We start from the raw sequence: 15,890 nt of genomic DNA, 5'->3' as shown, positions 1-15,890 counted from the left end.
AACGTCAAGGGCGACTACGTCAACGCCTTCTGGAACATCGTCAACTGGAACGACGTCGCCGCACGCTTCGACCGCGCCCGCACCCAGACCGCAGGACTCATCGTCTAGTCCCGCCCGGCCGAGTGTGCACTTGCCGGGCCAAACCCCCAGGAACGGCGACGGGAGCTGCACACTCGGCGGGTCCGGGCCGGGCGCCGAGTGTGCAGCTACCGGGCCAAACGTCGAGTGGCGGCGGCCATACCTGCACACTCGCCAGGGGTCGGATCCGCTACCGCCAGGTAACCTCTACAACGATGTCCACGACAGCTGAAGAGTCCCCGGCCGCCGCCGTGCAGCCGCAGCCTCTGACCACCCAGACCCGCACCCTGACCGGCTGGGGGCGCACCGCGCCCACCACCGCCCAGGTGCTGTCCACGCCCGACGTCGAGGTGATCGCCAGCGCGGTCGCGCAGGTCGCCGAGCAGAACGAGGGCAAGCCGTCCTACCTGCGGCGCGGCGTCATCGCCCGCGGGCTCGGCCGGTCCTACGGCGATCCGGCGCAGAACGCAGGCGGCCTGGTCATCGACATGAATGCGCTCAATCGCATTCATCGCATCGATCGCGACACCGCCCTGGTGGACGTCGACGCCGGTGTGAACCTGGACCAGCTGATGAAGGCGGCCCTGCCGTTCGGCCTGTGGGTTCCGGTACTTCCGGGCACCCGCCAGGTCACGATCGGCGGCGCCATCGGCTCCGACATCCACGGCAAGAACCACCACAGCGCCGGCAGCTTCGGCAACCACGTCGTGTCGCTGGACCTGCTGACCGCCGACGGCAAGGTCCGCACGCTCACCCCCAAGGGCGGGCGCAACGATCCCAAGGCCGCGCTCTTCTGGGCGACGGTCGGCGGCATGGGCCTGACGGGCATCATCCTGCGCGCCACCATCAAGATGACGCCCACCGAGACGGCGTACTTCATCGCGGACAGCGTCCGCACCACCAGCCTCGACGAGACCATCGCGCTGCACAGCGACGGCTCCGAGGAAAACTACGACTACTCGTCGGCGTGGTTCGACGCGATCTCCGCGCCGCCGAAGCTGGGCCGAGCGGCCGTGTCCCGCGGCTCGCTGGCGAAGCTGGACCAGCTGCCGGCCAAGCTGCAGAAGGATCCACTGCGGTTCAACGCCAAGCCTCTGGTGACGTTCCCGGACATCTTCCCGAACGGCCTCGCCAACAAACTCGACTTCACGATCGTCGGCGAGCTGTATTACCGGAAGACGAAGAACGCCACCAACCAGGTCCAGAATCTGACGGCGTTCTACCACCCGCTCGACCTGTTCGGGGAGTGGAACCGCGCCTACGGATCCAACGGATTCCTGCAGTACCAGTTCGTGGTGCCGCCCGAGGCGGTCGACGAGTTCAAGAAGATCATCGTCGACATCCAGCGGTCGGGCTTCTACTCGTTCCTCAACGTGTTCAAGCTGTTCGGCGAGGGCAACCAGGCGCCGCTGAGCTTCCCGATGCACGGCTGGAACGTCTGCGTCGATTTCCCGATCAAGGCCGGCCTGAACGAGTTCGTCACCGAACTCGACAAGCGTGTCCTCGAATTCGGCGGCCGGCTGTACACCGCCAAGGACTCGCGCACCACCGCCGAGACCTTCCACGCCATGTACCCGCGGATCGACGAGTGGATCGCGACCCGCCGGAAGTACGACCCCACAGGCGTTTTCGCCTCCGATATGTCCAGAAGGTTGGAACTGTGATCAACGCCGTGGGTAACCCCCAGACCCTGCTGCTCCTCGGCGGCACCTCCGAGATCGGCCTGGCCATCTGCGAGGAGTACCTGAAGAAGGCTCCGATGCGGGTGGTACTGGCCGCACTGCCTGGCGATCCTGGCCGCGACGCCGCCGTCGCCCAGCTGAAGGCCAAGGGCGCCACCGAGGTCGAGCTCGTCGACTTCGACGCCGTGGACACCGAGTCGCACCCGAAGGTGATCGACGCGGCCTGGTCCAAGGGCGACGTCGATGTCGCGATCGTCGCGTTCGCGCTGGACGGCGACGCCGAGGAGCTGTGGCAGAACCAGCGCAAGGCCGTGCTGGTGGCCAACGTCAACTACACCGCGGCGGTGTCGGTCGGTGTGCTCGTCGGCGAGAAGATGAAGGCGCAGGGCTTCGGCCGCATCATCGCGATGTCCTCGGTCGCCGGTGAGCGCGTCAAGCGCGCCAACTTCGTCTACGGCTCCACCAAGGCCGGCCTCGACGGCTTCTACCTCGGCCTGGGTGAGGCCCTCGCCCAGTTCGGACCGAAGGTCACGGTGGTCCGGCCCGGCATGGTGCGCACCCAGTTCAGCGCGCACGTCAAGGAAGCCCCGCTGACGGTCAACAAGGACATCGTCGCCTCGCTCGCCGTCGCCGCGTCCGACAAGGGCAAGGAAATCGTCTGGACCCCGGGCCCCTGGCGCTTCGTGATGATGGCGCTGCGGCACGTGCCGCGGGCGATCTTCCGCAAGCTGCCGATCTAGCCCCACACGACCCGCAGCACCCGACGAATCGGCCCCACCACAGTGCACCGTGGTGGGGCCGATTCGTCGTTCGGGCAGGGCCGCACGTCGCTCATCCAGGCATGACCCGCCGCCATTGGCCGTTGCTCTCACAGGTCTGGTAGCTGCCGTCCGGGAGATAGACCTTGCTGCCGACGCTGTATTCCTTGCCGTCGTGCACGCAGACGACCGCCTGCGTTCCCTCGGCCGAGCTGCGGATCTCCGCCTGGGCGACCGAGGCGGTGGCCCCGATCGATCCCGCGGCGACGAGTAACGCGATGCCGAGCGTCTTTGCGGTTCGAGAGATCATCTGAGGCTTTCCGTTGGGATCGGGTGCGGGTGGACTACACCAAATATGGCGCGTCGAGGCCCACACCACCAGGCACCCAAGGGCGCCGATTCGGCCACCCCCGCAACCCCGCCGCGGCGCCCGCGTCCGGCTCACCCTCGGTTCACTAAGCTCAGTGCTCGTGACTGACGCTCCCGCAGCTCCGATCCCCGACACAGCTCCGAGCACGTCCGCGGCCCGCAGGGATCCGCTGCGTCGCGCGGCATCCACCGCCGGGGAGATGGGGCTGGCGGCGGTCGTCGCGGCCGCCGTCGCCGCGGTCGGGCTGATCGCCTTCGGGCTGGTGGACTGGCCTGCGTTCAACTCCTCCAACGTCACCCAGGCGCTGACCACGGTCGGGCAGGTCGTGACCTTGGCGGCGCTGGGTCTGTCGGTGTGGCTGCTGCGGGCCCGCCGCGCGGTGGTCGCGGCGAAACTGCTGTCCTGGGCCGCGCTGTCCGGCTTCGTCACCGTCACCCTCGGGATGCCGCTGGCCGCGACGAAGCTGTACCTGCACGGCATCTCGGTGGACCAGGAGTTCCGCACCGAGTTCCTCACCCGGATGACGGACACCGCCCGGCTCGACGACATGACCTACGCGGACCTGCCCTCGTTCTACCCGGCGGGCTGGTTCTGGGTCGGCGGCCGGGTCGCGAATCTGCTCGGCATGGAGGGCTGGGAAGCGTTCAAGCCGTACGCGATCGCCTCCATCGCGGTGGCCGCCGTCGTGTCGCTGGTGTTGTGGTCGAAGCTGATCCGCGACCACGTGGCGGTGCTGGTCGCGACGGCCGTGACGGCGATCGCGCTGGCCTACGCATCCCCCGAGGCGTACAGCGCGGTCCTCGTGGTGCTGCTGCCGCCGGTGCTGGTGCTGGCCTGGGGCGGGCTGTACCGACCGGGCCGGAGCGGGGCCGACGGCTGGGGTGCGATCGTCGGGACGGGCATCTTCCTCGGCGTCGCCGCCACCTTCTACACCCTCTACCTCGGCTGGGCGGCGTTCGCGGTGACGCTGATGGCCGTGCTCGCCGCCGCGCTCGCGGTGCGGGCCAACGGGCTACGGGCGGCGCTGGACCCGCTGCTCCGGCTGGCGGTGACGGGCGTGATCGCCGGGCTCATCGCGTTGATCGTGTGGCTGCCGTACCTGAACGCGCTGCGCACCGGCCCGACCGCGAGCTCGGGCACGGCACTGCACTACCTGCCCGATTCGGGCGCCCACCTGCCCCTGCCGATGTTCCATTTCTCGCTGCTCGGCGGCCTCTGCCTGCTCGGCACGGTGTGGCTGGTCGGCCGCACCTCGTCCTCGCGGCGCGCGCAGGCGCTCGGGATCGGCGTCGTCGCCGTGTACGCCTGGTGGCTGCTCTCGATGGCCGTGACGGCGATCGGCAACACCCTGCTGTCCTTCCGCCTCGAACCGGTGCTGTGGGTCCTGCTCGGCGCCGCAGGCGTTTTCGGGTTCCTCGACTTCGCGCGCTGGACGATCCTGGCGACCAGCGAGAATCCGCGGGTCCGGGCCGCGATCGTCGCGATCGGCGCGCTGGGCGCGCTGGCATTCGCCCAGAACATCCCGCAGGTGCTCGCCTCGGAGATCACCACCGCGTACACCGACACCGACGGCAACGGCGAGCGGGCGGACAAGCGGCCGCCCGGCGCCGCCTCCTACTACGACGAGGTCGACGCGGCGATCACCGCGCAGCGCCCTGGACCGCGCTCCGACACCGTGGTGCTCACCGCCGACACCAGCTTCCTCAGCTTCTACCCGTACTTCGGCTTCCAGGGGCTGACGTCGCACTACGCGAACCCGTTGGCGCAGTTCGACCGCCGCGCCGCCGCGATCGCCGGCTGGTCCGAGACCGAGAGCCCCGACGAGCTGGTCCGGGCCATGGACGAAAGCCCCTGGCGCACACCGGATGTATTCGTCTTCCGCAAGGGGTCCGACGGCTACACGCTGCGCCTGGCGGAGGACGTGTACCCCAACGATCCGAACGTGCGCCGCTACACCGTGACCTTCCCGGAGAAGCTGTTCGACGACCCCCGGTTCACCACCACCGAGGTCGGTCCGTTCGTGATCGTCACCCGGGTCGGCTGAACACGGCTGTCCCCCACACCGGTTCGGTGCGGGGGACGGCATCCGAGGTCGGTCAGCCGCGGACGAGCGGCATGATCGCGCGCACCCGCAGATCGCGCAGGTACAGCCCGCCCCACACCAGGATGCCGAAGTAGATCGGCGCGAGGGTGGTGCTCAGGATGGGCTGCTCGGTGAGCAGGTTGGTGGCCACGGCACCGCCGAGGTAGCCGGTCAGCAGGACCGCACCGAGGATCGACGTGACGGGCACGACGTAGAGGGCGAGGCAGATCAGCAGCACCACACCGAAGACCCTGTTCAGGCTCGGGTCGAACCCGAGGTCGGCCATCGCGGTGCGCACCTGCTCGACGTTGGCGATGTGGGTGAGCGAGTCGAAGAGGAAGAACACGACGACCAGCCCGGTGATGATCAGGCCTGCGATCCGGGCACCCCGCGAGGGGGCGGCCGAGCCGGCGGCGGGTGCGGTGGTCGTGGTGTGCGGCGTGGTGGTCATGGCGGGCTCCGATGCTGGATTGCTTCGTGCATGGCGCGCGAAGCGGTTGCCATATAGACCGGCGACGACCGCAAAACTCATCGCGCGCGGGTCAATTATCCGCCGAACCAGGCCTGCGCGTCGAGACGGAAGCCCTGACCAGCGGTGACGGCGCGCAGATCGGACTCCAACGCGCGCAGCCGTTCCGGCCCGATCGTCGCCGCCCAGTCCGCCTGCAGTCGGTCGAATGCGACCGCGGACCGTCGCAGGCTGTCGAGCCCCCGCTCGGTGAGCACCACCCGCTTGCTGCGGGCGTCCGACGGGTCGCTCTCGCGCGCCACGTAACCGAGGCCCTCGAGCCGATCGACCGTCTTGCCCGCCGCCTGCTTGGAGACGCCGAGCCGTCGTCCCAGCTCGCTCGCGCTGGTTCCCGCGATCCCGATGGCCTGCATCGCGAATCCGTAGGCGGGCCGCATGTCCGGGTGCCCTTGCTCTGCCAGCTGGCGATGCACCTCGTCGATCAGTGTCCGAAATCCGGCGAACAGCAGCAGCGGCAGCTCGTAGCCGGGGCTCTCATCGACGGCCACGGCGCACCCCTTGCCGGATATAGACAACCATGTTTACTATATGGACAACCACGTTGACGATATTACCGCAGAGAGGACGCCAGATGCCCTTCACCCACCACACAGCCCAGACCGCCCCCGGCGCCGCCCGCCCGACCATGGCGACCATCGAGGGGAAGTTCGGGTTCCTGCCCGCCCCCGTGGCGCTCATGTCGGAATCGCCGGAGCTACTGCAGGCCTTCACCCGGTCGAACGCCCTGTTCGAGCGCAGCACGCTCACCGAACTCGAACGCGAGGTGCTGGTCCTGACCATCGCGACGCGCAACGAGTGTCACGTCTGCGTCGCCCTGCACACCGCCTCCCTCACCCGTGCCGCGGCGCCGGAGCAGCTGGTCCAGGACCTCCGCTCCCGGCAGCCGCTCTCCGACCCGCGACTCGAGGCCATCCGCAGGTTCACGCTCGAGGTCCTGGACGCCGCGGGCGGGGTCGATGAGGCGCAGATGCAGGCGTTCCTCGACCACGGCTTCACGCGCCGCAACGCCCTCGAGGTCGTACTGGGGGTCGGCACCTACACGCTGTCCACCTTCGCCAATCGGATGACCGAGGCGCCGCTTGACCCGCCGTTCGCACCGTTCGCCTGGGAGGGCGCCGCGTAGCACTTTCGCCGTTTGCCCCCACCGCCACATCAGCGTTGTCATCATTGATGACAACGACGATGACAGTCGGCCCGTGAGTTCTTCTGACCCCAGGGCGGACCAGAAGGACTCACGGCGGGAGGGATACAGGGATGGCCGAGGAGAGTTCGCGCACGCGACTGACGCCGGAGGTGATCGTGGACGCCGCCGTGCGGATCGCCGCGCGGGGCCGCCCCGACGGACTGACCGGACGTGCCCTCGGCGAGGAGCTCGGCGTGGACCGGTCGGCGGTCTGGCGGCACTTCTCCGACAAGGACGCGCTCCTGCGAGCCGTCGGCGACCGTCTATTGACGATGGCGCACGATCGCGTCCCCGCCGGGCTCGGCCCGAAGGAGCGGATGGAACACCTCGCCGGCGCCGTGGTCGCGGTGTTCACCGAGCATCCCCATGTCGGCGCCGCCGTGGCCCCGCGCACGACCCGCGGCCCTGGCGAGTTCGCCCTGGTCGAGATGATGCTCGCCGCGCTCGGCGAGCTGGGGCTGGAGCCGGCGGATGTGGTCCGCTACCAACGGATGATGGCCGAGGCCGTGCTTTCCTACGCGGGGATGCAGGCCGGCCACGCGCTGCTGCCGGACAAGCTGCGCGCGGGCGACGAACGCGCCTGGACCCACGAGTACGTCGGCGCGGACCCGGCGCGCTACCCCGCGATCGCCGCACACGCGTCTGCCCTGGCCGAGATGGGCCCGGATCTGGTACTCGCCACCATGATCGAGGCCTTCTGGACCGCGCTCGACGCCAAGGCCGACACCGCGTCCGCCCGCGTGCGCACGGACTGACCCGGCCCGCACGGCGCCAAAGACCCACCCACCCCGATATCGAGGATCACCCACGCATGACCGAGCCAAGCACCACCACCGAGCCCACCACCGTCGCCGAGCCCACCGTCGCCGAGCCGCCTCGCAAGCGCTCCCGGCTGCGTACGGCCGCGATCGTCGTCCCGGTGGCCGCCGCGACGCTGGTGGCGGCTACCTATGCGGCCGCCGCGGCGCTCGAGATCCCCGCGCCGCCGACCCTGGCCCGGCTGCTGACCGATGCCCCGTCGAAGCAGGGCGAGCTGTATCCATCTCGCGCGGTGGCGGCCTCGCCGGATCCCGCTCCGCTGCAGTCGAACTCGATTCCGCTGCCGGACACGGTGCCGTGGCGGGGCGAGCAGATCCCAGTCGCGCAGTTCCTCGAGACCACCCACACCAACGCCTTCCTGGTGCTGCGGGACGGCGCACTCACCCACGAGTGGTACCGCGACGGCGTCGAGGCCACGACACCGCTGGCCTCGTGGTCGATGGCCAAGTCCGTCGTCTCACTGATGATCGGTCAGGCCATCGACGCGGGCAAGCTCAGCGAGGACGACCGGCTGGTCGACGTCCTGCCGGAGCTCGCCACCGGCGGGGAGTACGACACCGTGACGGTGCGTCACCTGCTGGACATGACCGCGGGCGTCGATGTGTCCGAGAACTACAACCCGTACTGGCCGCTGACCGGCACGGCCCGGATGTACCTGACCCAGGACCTCGACGAGTTCGTCGCCGACCACCGCGAGCTCACTTACAGCCCCGGCAGCGAGGGCGACTACCGGAGCGTCGAGACCCAGCTCCTGGGACAGGTGCTGGCCCGGGTCGAGGGGAGACCGCTGACCGAGCTGCTCGAGCGGAACCTGTGGGCCCCGATCGGCGCCGAGGACGGCGCCACCTGGAACCTCGACCGGGACGGCGGCCAGGAGAAGGCGTTCTGCTGCCTCAACGCGACCGCCCGCGACTACGCCAAGATCGGCCAGCTCGTCCTCGATGGCGGGCGCGCGGGCGACACCCAGGTGGTCCCGCCCGCCTGGATCGAACGCATCAGCGCCCCTGCCCCGCACCAGGTCTCGAGCTCGCCGTGGGGCTACTCCGCGCAGTGGTGGCACCCCACCCCAGACAGCCCGGACCTGTCCGCGCTCGGTGTCTACGGCCAGTACACCTACGTCGACCCGGCCACCGGCACAGTCATCGTCAAGCTCAGCGACCACGGCACCGAGCAGGACGAGCAGGAGACCTTCGAGGTGTTGCGGGCGATTGCCGGCGCCTAGGCGCGCGAGTCGCGGCCGAGGAAGGCCAGCAGCCGCTCCCCCGGCCCCGCCCCCGCCGACAACTCGACGGGGGCGGCGAAGCGCGCCGGCCGGTCCGCATCACTGACGAAAAGCGTTGCACAGGTGCGCAGTTCCTCGGCGAGGTCCGGCGGGATCGGCCGGTTGCGCCCGCACGCCCTTGCGACGTCCCACCCGTGCACGGCGATCTCCAGCGCACCGGCGGCGGGCACGATGCCCGCGGCCATCGAGACGCCGCCGATCTGGATCCCCTCCGGATCACCCGAACGAGCCCACGCACCGAGCAGTCGGCAGGCGCGATCACACAGCGCCGCAACGGGATCGGACTCGGGATCGGGCGCGGCCGCGGCGGGTGCCAGCGCGATGTGCCGGTCCAGGGCGGCCTCCTGCAGAGTGCCGAGGGCATCGTTCATGTGCGCCAACAGCTGTCGGAGGTCCCACCCGCGACAGGGCGTGGCCCGGTCCATCGACTCCTCCGTCACGAGCTGCAGGCTGCCCAACGTGTAGGCGATCGAACGCTCCAGCAACGCGACCGGGTCGGCCAGCGGCCACGCGACCGCGGCGCCCGTCATGACCCGACCGGCAGCGTCTCGGGCAGCCCGAACTTGCCGAACAGCGACACGTCGAAGAACACCGTCACATGACCGATCCCCGACGGCCCGAGCGAGACCACCTGCAGCTGGAAGGCGGAGTACCCGCCGTCGGGTTCGCGCATGTACATCGCGAACGCGGGCTGCCCGTTCGACACCGTGGGGATCAGCTTCATGTCCCCGGGACCATTTGCGGGGCAGTTGTTCTCGATGAGGGTGCGGATCGCATCGGGGCCCTGGTACCAGCCGACGAAGGGCGGCATCTCCCAGACGGCGTCCTGGGTGAACAGCTCCTTGAGCGCGGCCATGTCGTACGTCTCGAAGGCGGCCATGTACTTGTCGAGCAGCTCGCGCTGATCCGGCGCGACCGGCTCCACGACGGCGTCCTCGGCGGGCGAGGCCTGATCGATCTGCGCGCGGGCGCGCTGCAGGGCGCTGTTCACGGCCGCCGTGCTGATGCCGAGCAGTTCCGCGACCTCCGCGGCAGGCCAGGCCAGCACCTCGCGCAGGATCAGCACCGCCCGCTGCTTCGGCGGCAGGAACTGCAGGGCGGCGATCAACGCCAGCCGGATGCTCTCGCGGGAGGTCGCGACCACAGCCGGGTCGCTCGCGGCGGTGCCGAGGAGGGCATCCGGGATCGGCTCGAGCCAGGGCACCTCGCCCTGCTCGACGAGTTCGCCTGCGGGATCCGAGCTCGGCGCGCCGAGGCCGGTGGGCAGCGGGCGCTTGCCCTTGCTCTCCAGCGCGGTCAGGCAGGTGGTTGTCGCGATCCGGTACAGCCAGGTACGCAGCGAGGAGCGACCCTCGAACTTCTCGTAGGCGCGCCACGCCTTCAGGTACACCTCCTGCACCAGATCCTCGGCGTCGTGCACCGAACCGGACATCCGGTAACAGTGCGCCAACAACTCCCGCCGATACGGCTCCGCCAGCGGAGCAAAGTCCTCCTGAACCGCGCCCTCTGTCATCGCTTCCCACCCTTCGTCGAATGCCTTCCCGAGTACAGACCAGCCGCGCGGTGAAAACTCATCGGTCTCGCGCGATGAATTTTCGTGCCACGTTCGGTCAGTACAGAGGAACACGATCCGAGGAGCGAGGGAAGCCCATGTCCGAGACGTCCGAAACACCGCAGCAGAACCCCGTGTACAAGGCGATTTCACGGGACGGCACCGTCATTGCGTACGAGCGGTCCGGCGACGGCCCGCCGATCATCATCGTGGGAGGCGCCTTCAACGACCGCGGGACCGCGGCCGCCCTGGCCGCCGCGCTGGCACCGGGGTCAACCGCGATCGCGTATGACCGGCGCGGCCGCGGCGACAGCGGCGACACCGCGCCGTACGCGGTCGAACGCGAGATCGAGGATCTCGCGGCGCTGATCAAGGACGTCGGCGGGTCCGCGGGCCTGTTCGGCCTCTCGTCCGGTGCGATCCTGGCCCTCGACGCTGCCGCCGCCGGGTTGCCCGTCACCTCGGTGGCGATCTTCGAACCGCCCTTTCAGATCGAGGGCGGCCCACAGCTCCCCGACGACTACCTGGACCGGCTGGCCACCTTCGCGGCCGAGGACCGCCGCGGGGAGGCCGTCGAGTACTTCATGACCGCGGCGGTCGGGCTGCCGCGGGAGGCGGTCGCGCAGACCAGGCAGTCGCCGATGTGGGCCGGGATGGAATCGCTGGCGCATACCCTCGGCTACGACGGCGCCATCACGGTGCGGCCCCTGACCGCCGGCCGGTTCGCCGGGATCTCGGCTCCGACACTGACGCTGGCGAGCGCCGCCAGCCCGCCCTCGCTGCAGCTGCCCGCCCGCGGTGTCGCGGAGATGATCCCCGGCGCCCGGCACCACACGCTCGACGGCGGCTTCCACGACGTCCCGCCCGAGACCCTCGCGCCGGTGCTGCTCGATCACCTGACGGCGGCCTCGTGATCGCGGCCCTCAGGCGGCGGTGAGGATCAGCGGCCCGTCCGGGGTGATGGCGATGGTGTGTTCGCTGTGCGCCGCGCGGGTGCCGTCGAGGGTGCGCAGCGTCCAGCCGTCCGGGTCGTGCCGGTAGTCGTCGGTGCCGCCGCCGATGAGCATCGGCTCGAGCGCGAGCACCAGGCCCGCGCGCAGCTTCATCCCCCGGCCGCGCCGTCCCTCGTTGGGCACGTCGGGGTCCTCGTGCATGGCGCGGCCGATGCCGTGGCCGCCGTGATCGGCGAGGACCCCACGCCCCCTGCTCCTGGCGAAGGCGCCGATGGCGTCGGCGATGTCACCGATCCGGTTCCCCACCCGCGCGGCCTCGATGCCCCGCGCGAGCGCCGCCTCGGTGTCCGCGATCAGGCTCAGGTCCTCGGGATCGGCCTCGCCGACCACGAAGCTGATCGCCGAGTCACCGCACCACCCGTCGAGATAGGCCCCGCAATCCAGGCTCACCAGGTCTCCGTCGGCGAGCCGTTGGTCCGTCGGGATGCCGTGCACGATCGCGTCGTTGACGCTGGCGCACACCACGCCGGGGAACGGCGACGGTGCCCAGGCGGGGTGGTAGTCGAGGAAGGCCGGGGTGGCGCCCGCCTCTCGGATCACCGCCGCGGCGGCCGCGTCGAGGTCGCGCAGGCTCACCCCGACCGCTGCCGTGGCACGCGCCGCCGCGAGGGCCTGCGCCACCACCCGTCCGGCCGCCCGCATCGAACGCACCTCATCCTCGGTCTTTATCTCGACCATTCCCACTCCACCTCCGGTTACGAATAACTATACCGGTATTACTATAGGCATCATGGTGCGCGTGCCGCTGACGGCGGAGGAACTCGAACGGGGCAGGCGGCTCGGCGAGCTGCTGCGCGGGGCCCGCGGCGAGGCCAGCATGGTCGAGGTCGCGCTGGACGCCGGCATCTCCGTGGAGACGCTGCGCAAGATCGAGACCGGACGGATCGCGACGCCCGCGTTCTTCACCGTCGCCGCCCTCGCCCAGGTTCTCGGCCTGTCGCTGGACCTGGTCGCCGAAGCCCTGGCCGATCCGCCTTCGCGGCGCGAGGCGGCCTCGTAGCCTGCCGTTCCTGGGATGCCGGTCAGCCTTCCGATGAGTTTGTGCGCCTCGGGGAGTCTCTACTTTGATCACCATCATCGAGAGTGGGAGCACAGAGTGAGTCAGCAGCTACTGCGGGTCCAGAACTTCAATGTTTCGAGTGACGGAATCGGCGCCGGGGAAAACCAGAGCTTCGAGAGCCCGTTCGGCCTCGACCCCGGTGCCATGTTCGCGTGGGGCGGCGCCACGGCCAGCTGGCCCACCCGCACCGACCCCGGCGGCAGCCGCGGCCTCGACGACTACTTCACACGGGACTTCGCCCGCAACATCGGCGCCGAGATCATGGGACGCAACAAGTTCGGCCCCCAGCGCGGCCCTTGGGAGGATCACGAATGGCGCGGGTGGTGGGGCGAGGAGCCACCGTTCCACACCCCGGTGTTCGTCATGACCCACCACAAGCGGCCCTCGTTCACGCTCTCCGACACGACGTTCCATTTCGTCGACGGCGACCCGGCCACGATCCTCGAGCAGGCTCGCGAGGCAGCGCAGGGCAAGGACGTCCGACTCGGCGGCGGAGTCACCGCCATCAAGCAGTTCCTCGACGCCGACCTCGTCGACACCATGCACGTGGCGGTCTCCCCGATAACGTTCGGATCCGGGCTCCGGCTCTGGGAGTCACCGGAAGAACTGCGCGACCGGTTCCACCTCGAGATCGTGCCCAGCCCGAGTGGTGTGGCCCACCACCTGTTCTGGCGGAAATGACCCGGGGAACCGCTCACGGATAAGAAACAGTCCGATCACCGACCAGCTAGGGTCACCCGGGTCGACACGACCCGGGTGTCCTGGTCACCCGCCCCTGCATGCTGGTCCCTCTCAGGCTGCCCGATCCTGACTACCGGCGGTGCAAACCGCGGACAGCCGCTGACCGCATTCGATGACAGCCTCGCAGGCATGACCACGAGAGCGCTGATCCGATCCAATTCCGACCTGCACAATGGCTACGGCAGCCTGAACGCCTTCGCGGCGGTGAAGGGCCGTGGCGGCGCCCGGGCGTTCATCCGGTTCCTCACCGAGGTGCTCGACGGCCGAGAAACCGAGGAAGCGCACGCGGTGGACACCGACGGGTTGCTGATCCACGCGGAGGTCCGGATCGGCGACTCCTGCCTGATGGTCGTCGACTCCAAGCCGGACTGGGCGTTCACCCCCGCGCTGCTCCAGGTGAACGTCGCCGACTGCGACGAGGTACTCCGGCGCGCCGGCGACCGAGGCTCCCGGGTGATCACATCGACCACGCCGTTCTACGGCGACAGCTCCCTCGCCCGGTTCGTCGACCCCTGGCACAACGTGTGGTGGCTGTTCGGCCCGGCGATCGAGGGCGCACCCGAACCGACATGGGATCCCGACGCCCTCGCCGAGGAGTCGAGGATCCACGCCACGATCTGCGAGGCGATGCGCACCCTCTCGCCGCCTGCCCCCGGCGAGGCCTAGCCGGGAGCGTGCGTGAGCGCCGTTGCGCCGGAGCTGATGTACAGGATCGCACCGACCGTGTCGAGGGTCGCCCGGTCGAGCGGGAAGTAGCCCTGTGCCGGCGTGTTGTCGGTGCGGGTGCGACCGGCGGCGACCTCGGCGGCGGGCGTCAGACCCCAGGTGGCGACCCGGGCCTGGAGGAAGCCTTCGTAGGTGTCCGGTTCCGGGTCGCCGAGCCCGATCGCGTCGCTGCGGCCGAGGCTGCCCGCGATGAAGGCGTACCGGTCGCCCACCAGTGACCCGACGATGGCGCCGACGCTGAACCACTCGAGGTCCATCTCCCCCATCCGCATGGTGCTCGGGCGCTCCTGCAGGTGGCTGTTGTGCGCGAAGACCAGCGTCGCTCCCCGCCGATCCTCGATGCTTCGGATGTCGAGGAGGTTTCGGGCCATGAGCGCGTCGCGGGTGCCCAGCAGGAGCGATATCCGCTCGCTCTCGTCGATGCGCTGCGCCGCCTGCCTGTGGTAGCGGAGCAGGCCGAGGCCTGCCGTGAGATACGTTTCGGCCCTGTGCCATTCGGCGCGCGATGTGGTCGCGATCAGTTCCGGCGCCCGTACGTAGAGCGTGGTGAGCAGGTCGTCCGCAGCCGTTCGGCCTCGGCCGTGGCGCCGATCGACGCGGCCGAGTCCATCACCGCTTCGGCGCGGCTCCAGCGTTCGTCATCGCCACAGAGGCCCGCGATGTCGAGGTCGAGCCCCAGATAGTCGCGGGCGTGTTCGAGGTAGCGTCGCGGGCTGGGTGCGCTGGTGTTCTCCGTCGAGGCGTCCACGCCGTGAAAGGCCAATCGCTCTGTCGGCGGCCTGTTCTCGTTGTAGTCGCGCATCCAGCCAACCAGTTCCCGGTTGGCCTCCAGGTCCCCGAGGCCGTGCGAGAAGCCCTCGCTCATCGCCAGATCAAGGCTCCCGACCCCCTCCTGCACGAAGTCGTTCACGGTGAGCGCTGCCACGCGATCGGTCTCCAGGGCGATCGACCGGAAGCCGCGGTCGACCAGTTGCGCGAACAGTTCGTTGCGGACCCGCGCGAACGCGGGTTCCAGATGCGTCGGCTCTCCGAGCGCGAGAATGTCACATGATGCGGGTACGAAGTCTCTGATGTCCTGGCTCATGTGTCTCAATCGTATCGTTGAAAGATCCGTCGAGACTTGTGAAGCATCAGCCACCGAGATACCCGGTAAAGTCTCAAATCGATGATCAACCTGCGACCATCCGACCTCGCGCGCGAGCACGGCATTTCGACCCAGGCGGTCCGCAACTACGAGCGGGACGGCTTCATCCCACCCGCCGACCGCACGCCCAGTGGCTACCGGGTCTACACCGAGGTGCATGCGGCGGCGCTGCGCGCCTACCTCGCACTCCTCCCGGCGTACGGCCATGCGGCAAGCGGACAGATCATGAACGCACTCCACGATGGCGAACTCGACGACTTCCTGATGATCATCGACCGCGGCCACAGCCAGTCCCTCCGCGACCGGGACACCCTCGAGGCCGTCAGGAAGGCGGTGCGTCACCTGACAGCCGATTCCGGTCCCGCCACGGACCCATCGGACGGCACCGAAACAAGAACCATCGGCGAACTCGCGCACCACCTCCGCGTCACCCCTGCGACGCTTCGCAATTGGGAGGATTCCGGCATCCTCGCCCCGGCACGCGACGCGGCCACCGGGTACCGCCGCTACCGCGCGATCGACGTCCGCGACGCCGACCTCGCCCATCTCCTCCGGCGAGGGGGCTATCCGCTGGACCGCATCGCCGCCGTGGTCCAGCAGGTCCGAAGCGCCGGCGGCACAGACGCTGTGGCCGCCGCGCTGGACGACTGGCAACGACGGCTCACCGCCCAGGGTCTCGCCATGCTCGACGCGGCCGGCGAGCTCGGCCGCTACGTGGAATCGCTCGACCGCGCCCTGCCAGAGCCGGTCACGGCATCCGGCGCGCGGCACCAGCCTCCGACCGAGCACCGTCGCGGCCATCCGACGCGCTCCCAATTTATTGTTTAACTATTCGATTGCGCAGCGGCCGCGTAGGTTGCCGACGTGACC

At 69.6% G+C, this 15,890-nt stretch carries 20 protein-coding genes; 12 read left to right on the top strand and 8 right to left on the bottom strand.

The annotated features are described in order from the left end of the window. The 3 genes from C8K38_RS05690 to C8K38_RS05680 all read left to right on the top strand — a co-directional run. The coding region (locus tag C8K38_RS05690) for a Fe-Mn family superoxide dismutase (RefSeq protein WP_306455722.1) at positions 1–108 on the top strand (108 nt) is incomplete at its 5' end. Positions 109–293: 185 nt separating this feature from the next. Continuing rightward, positions 294–1,742, top strand: coding sequence for an FAD-binding oxidoreductase (locus tag C8K38_RS05685; protein WP_097214110.1), 1,449 nt, complete (start codon positions 294–296; stop codon positions 1,740–1,742). Continuing rightward, positions 1,739–2,500: a decaprenylphospho-beta-D-erythro-pentofuranosid-2-ulose 2-reductase gene (locus C8K38_RS05680; protein ID WP_097214111.1), complete on the top strand. Its 762-nt coding sequence runs from the start codon at positions 1,739–1,741 to the stop codon at positions 2,498–2,500. Before C8K38_RS05685 ends, C8K38_RS05680 begins: the two co-directional genes overlap by 4 nt. Positions 2,501–2,591: 91 nt before the next feature. Here C8K38_RS05680 and C8K38_RS05675 read toward each other — a convergent pair whose 3' ends face one another. Beyond that, the gene (locus tag C8K38_RS05675; RefSeq protein WP_097214112.1) at positions 2,592–2,828 is read right to left on the bottom strand and encodes a hypothetical protein; all 237 of its coding nucleotides are present in this window, start codon (positions 2,826–2,828) and stop codon (positions 2,592–2,594) included. Between the two features lie 259 nt (positions 2,829–3,087). Here C8K38_RS05675 and C8K38_RS05670 point away from each other — a divergent pair, with 259 nt between their 5' ends. After that, positions 3,088–4,932, top strand: coding sequence for a galactan 5-O-arabinofuranosyltransferase (locus C8K38_RS05670; RefSeq protein WP_097214113.1), 1,845 nt, complete (start codon positions 3,088–3,090; stop codon positions 4,930–4,932). Between the two features lie 52 nt (positions 4,933–4,984). Here C8K38_RS05670 and C8K38_RS05665 read toward each other — a convergent pair whose 3' ends face one another. Together C8K38_RS05665 and C8K38_RS05660 are read right to left on the bottom strand one after the other, a co-directional pair. After that, positions 4,985–5,422: a DoxX family protein gene (locus C8K38_RS05665; RefSeq protein WP_097214114.1), complete on the bottom strand. Its 438-nt coding sequence runs from the start codon at positions 5,420–5,422 to the stop codon at positions 4,985–4,987. Between the two features lie 95 nt (positions 5,423–5,517). Beyond that, entirely contained in the window at positions 5,518–5,988 is a 471-nt protein-coding gene (locus tag C8K38_RS05660; protein WP_257017818.1) for a MarR family winged helix-turn-helix transcriptional regulator, read from the bottom strand. Positions 5,989–6,071: 83 nt separating this feature from the next. On the opposite strand from C8K38_RS05660, the gene C8K38_RS05655 reads away from it, so the two are divergent. The 3 genes from C8K38_RS05655 to C8K38_RS05645 all read left to right on the top strand — a co-directional run bounded on the left by C8K38_RS05655 (position 6,072) and on the right by C8K38_RS05645 (position 8,724). Further along, complete coding sequence (locus C8K38_RS05655; RefSeq protein ID WP_097214115.1) at positions 6,072–6,623, top strand: carboxymuconolactone decarboxylase family protein; 552 nt, start codon at positions 6,072–6,074, stop codon at positions 6,621–6,623. Positions 6,624–6,754: 131 nt separating this feature from the next. After that, positions 6,755–7,438 carry a TetR/AcrR family transcriptional regulator gene (locus C8K38_RS05650; RefSeq protein ID WP_097214116.1) on the top strand — a complete coding sequence of 228 codons (684 nt, stop codon included), beginning with the start codon at positions 6,755–6,757 and terminating at the stop codon, positions 7,436–7,438. A gap of 56 nt (positions 7,439–7,494) precedes the next feature. Continuing rightward, the gene (locus tag C8K38_RS05645; protein WP_097214117.1) at positions 7,495–8,724 is read left to right on the top strand and encodes a serine hydrolase domain-containing protein; all 1,230 of its coding nucleotides are present in this window, start codon (positions 7,495–7,497) and stop codon (positions 8,722–8,724) included. On the opposite strand, the gene C8K38_RS05640 is transcribed toward C8K38_RS05645, so the two are convergent. Next, entirely contained in the window at positions 8,721–9,314 is a 594-nt protein-coding gene (locus C8K38_RS05640; RefSeq protein WP_097214118.1) for a TIGR03086 family metal-binding protein, read from the bottom strand. The genes C8K38_RS05645 and C8K38_RS05640 overlap by 4 nt on opposite strands. After that, on the bottom strand, positions 9,311–10,297 hold the full coding sequence (locus C8K38_RS05635) for a sigma-70 family RNA polymerase sigma factor (protein WP_097214119.1): 987 nt from the start codon (positions 10,295–10,297) through the stop codon (positions 9,311–9,313). The genes C8K38_RS05640 and C8K38_RS05635 overlap by 4 nt, the downstream gene beginning before the upstream one ends. Positions 10,298–10,434: 137 nt before the next feature. Here C8K38_RS05635 and C8K38_RS05630 point away from each other — a divergent pair, with 137 nt between their 5' ends. Then, positions 10,435–11,250 (top strand): alpha/beta fold hydrolase, encoded by an 816-nt coding sequence (locus C8K38_RS05630; RefSeq protein WP_218840994.1) that lies wholly within the window; start codon positions 10,435–10,437, stop codon positions 11,248–11,250. Between the two features lie 9 nt (positions 11,251–11,259). On the opposite strand, the gene map is transcribed toward C8K38_RS05630, so the two are convergent. Beyond that, entirely contained in the window at positions 11,260–12,027 is a 768-nt protein-coding gene (map, locus tag C8K38_RS05625; RefSeq protein ID WP_097214120.1) for a type I methionyl aminopeptidase, read from the bottom strand. Between the two features lie 52 nt (positions 12,028–12,079). On the opposite strand from map, the gene C8K38_RS05620 reads away from it, so the two are divergent. From C8K38_RS05620 to C8K38_RS05610, 3 genes are all read left to right on the top strand, one after another. After that, positions 12,080–12,349, top strand: a complete 270-nt coding sequence (locus C8K38_RS05620) for a helix-turn-helix domain-containing protein (RefSeq protein WP_097214121.1) — start codon at positions 12,080–12,082, stop codon at positions 12,347–12,349. A gap of 96 nt (positions 12,350–12,445) precedes the next feature. After that, a complete protein-coding gene (locus C8K38_RS05615) occupies positions 12,446–13,090 on the top strand; it encodes a dihydrofolate reductase family protein (RefSeq protein WP_257017819.1) in 645 nt (214 codons plus the stop codon). Between the two features lie 189 nt (positions 13,091–13,279). Further along, a complete protein-coding gene (locus C8K38_RS05610) occupies positions 13,280–13,816 on the top strand; it encodes a VOC family protein (protein ID WP_097214122.1) in 537 nt (178 codons plus the stop codon). Here C8K38_RS05610 and C8K38_RS28040 read toward each other — a convergent pair. Both C8K38_RS28040 and C8K38_RS28035 read right to left on the bottom strand, forming a co-directional pair. Next, positions 13,813–14,394: an erythromycin esterase family protein gene (locus C8K38_RS28040; protein WP_354578823.1), complete on the bottom strand. Its 582-nt coding sequence runs from the start codon at positions 14,392–14,394 to the stop codon at positions 13,813–13,815. The genes C8K38_RS05610 and C8K38_RS28040 overlap by 4 nt on opposite strands. Next, a complete protein-coding gene (locus C8K38_RS28035; RefSeq protein ID WP_354578476.1) occupies positions 14,394–15,014 on the bottom strand; it encodes an erythromycin esterase family protein in 621 nt (206 codons plus the stop codon). Before C8K38_RS28035 ends, C8K38_RS28040 begins: the two co-directional genes overlap by 1 nt. A gap of 27 nt (positions 15,015–15,041) precedes the next feature. Here C8K38_RS28035 and C8K38_RS05600 point away from each other — a divergent pair, with 27 nt between their 5' ends. Further along, a complete protein-coding gene (locus C8K38_RS05600; protein WP_097214123.1) occupies positions 15,042–15,848 on the top strand; it encodes a TioE family transcriptional regulator in 807 nt (268 codons plus the stop codon). Positions 15,849–15,890: the final 42 nt, after the last annotated feature.

Source organism: Rhodococcus sp. OK611 (genome assembly GCF_003050885.1).
Taxonomy (GTDB): Bacteria; Actinomycetota; Actinomycetes; order Mycobacteriales; family Mycobacteriaceae; genus Rhodococcus_G; species Rhodococcus_G oryzae.
The sequence above is the reverse complement of the archived record's forward strand: the minus strand, read 5'-3'. Positions and strand labels throughout refer to the sequence as shown.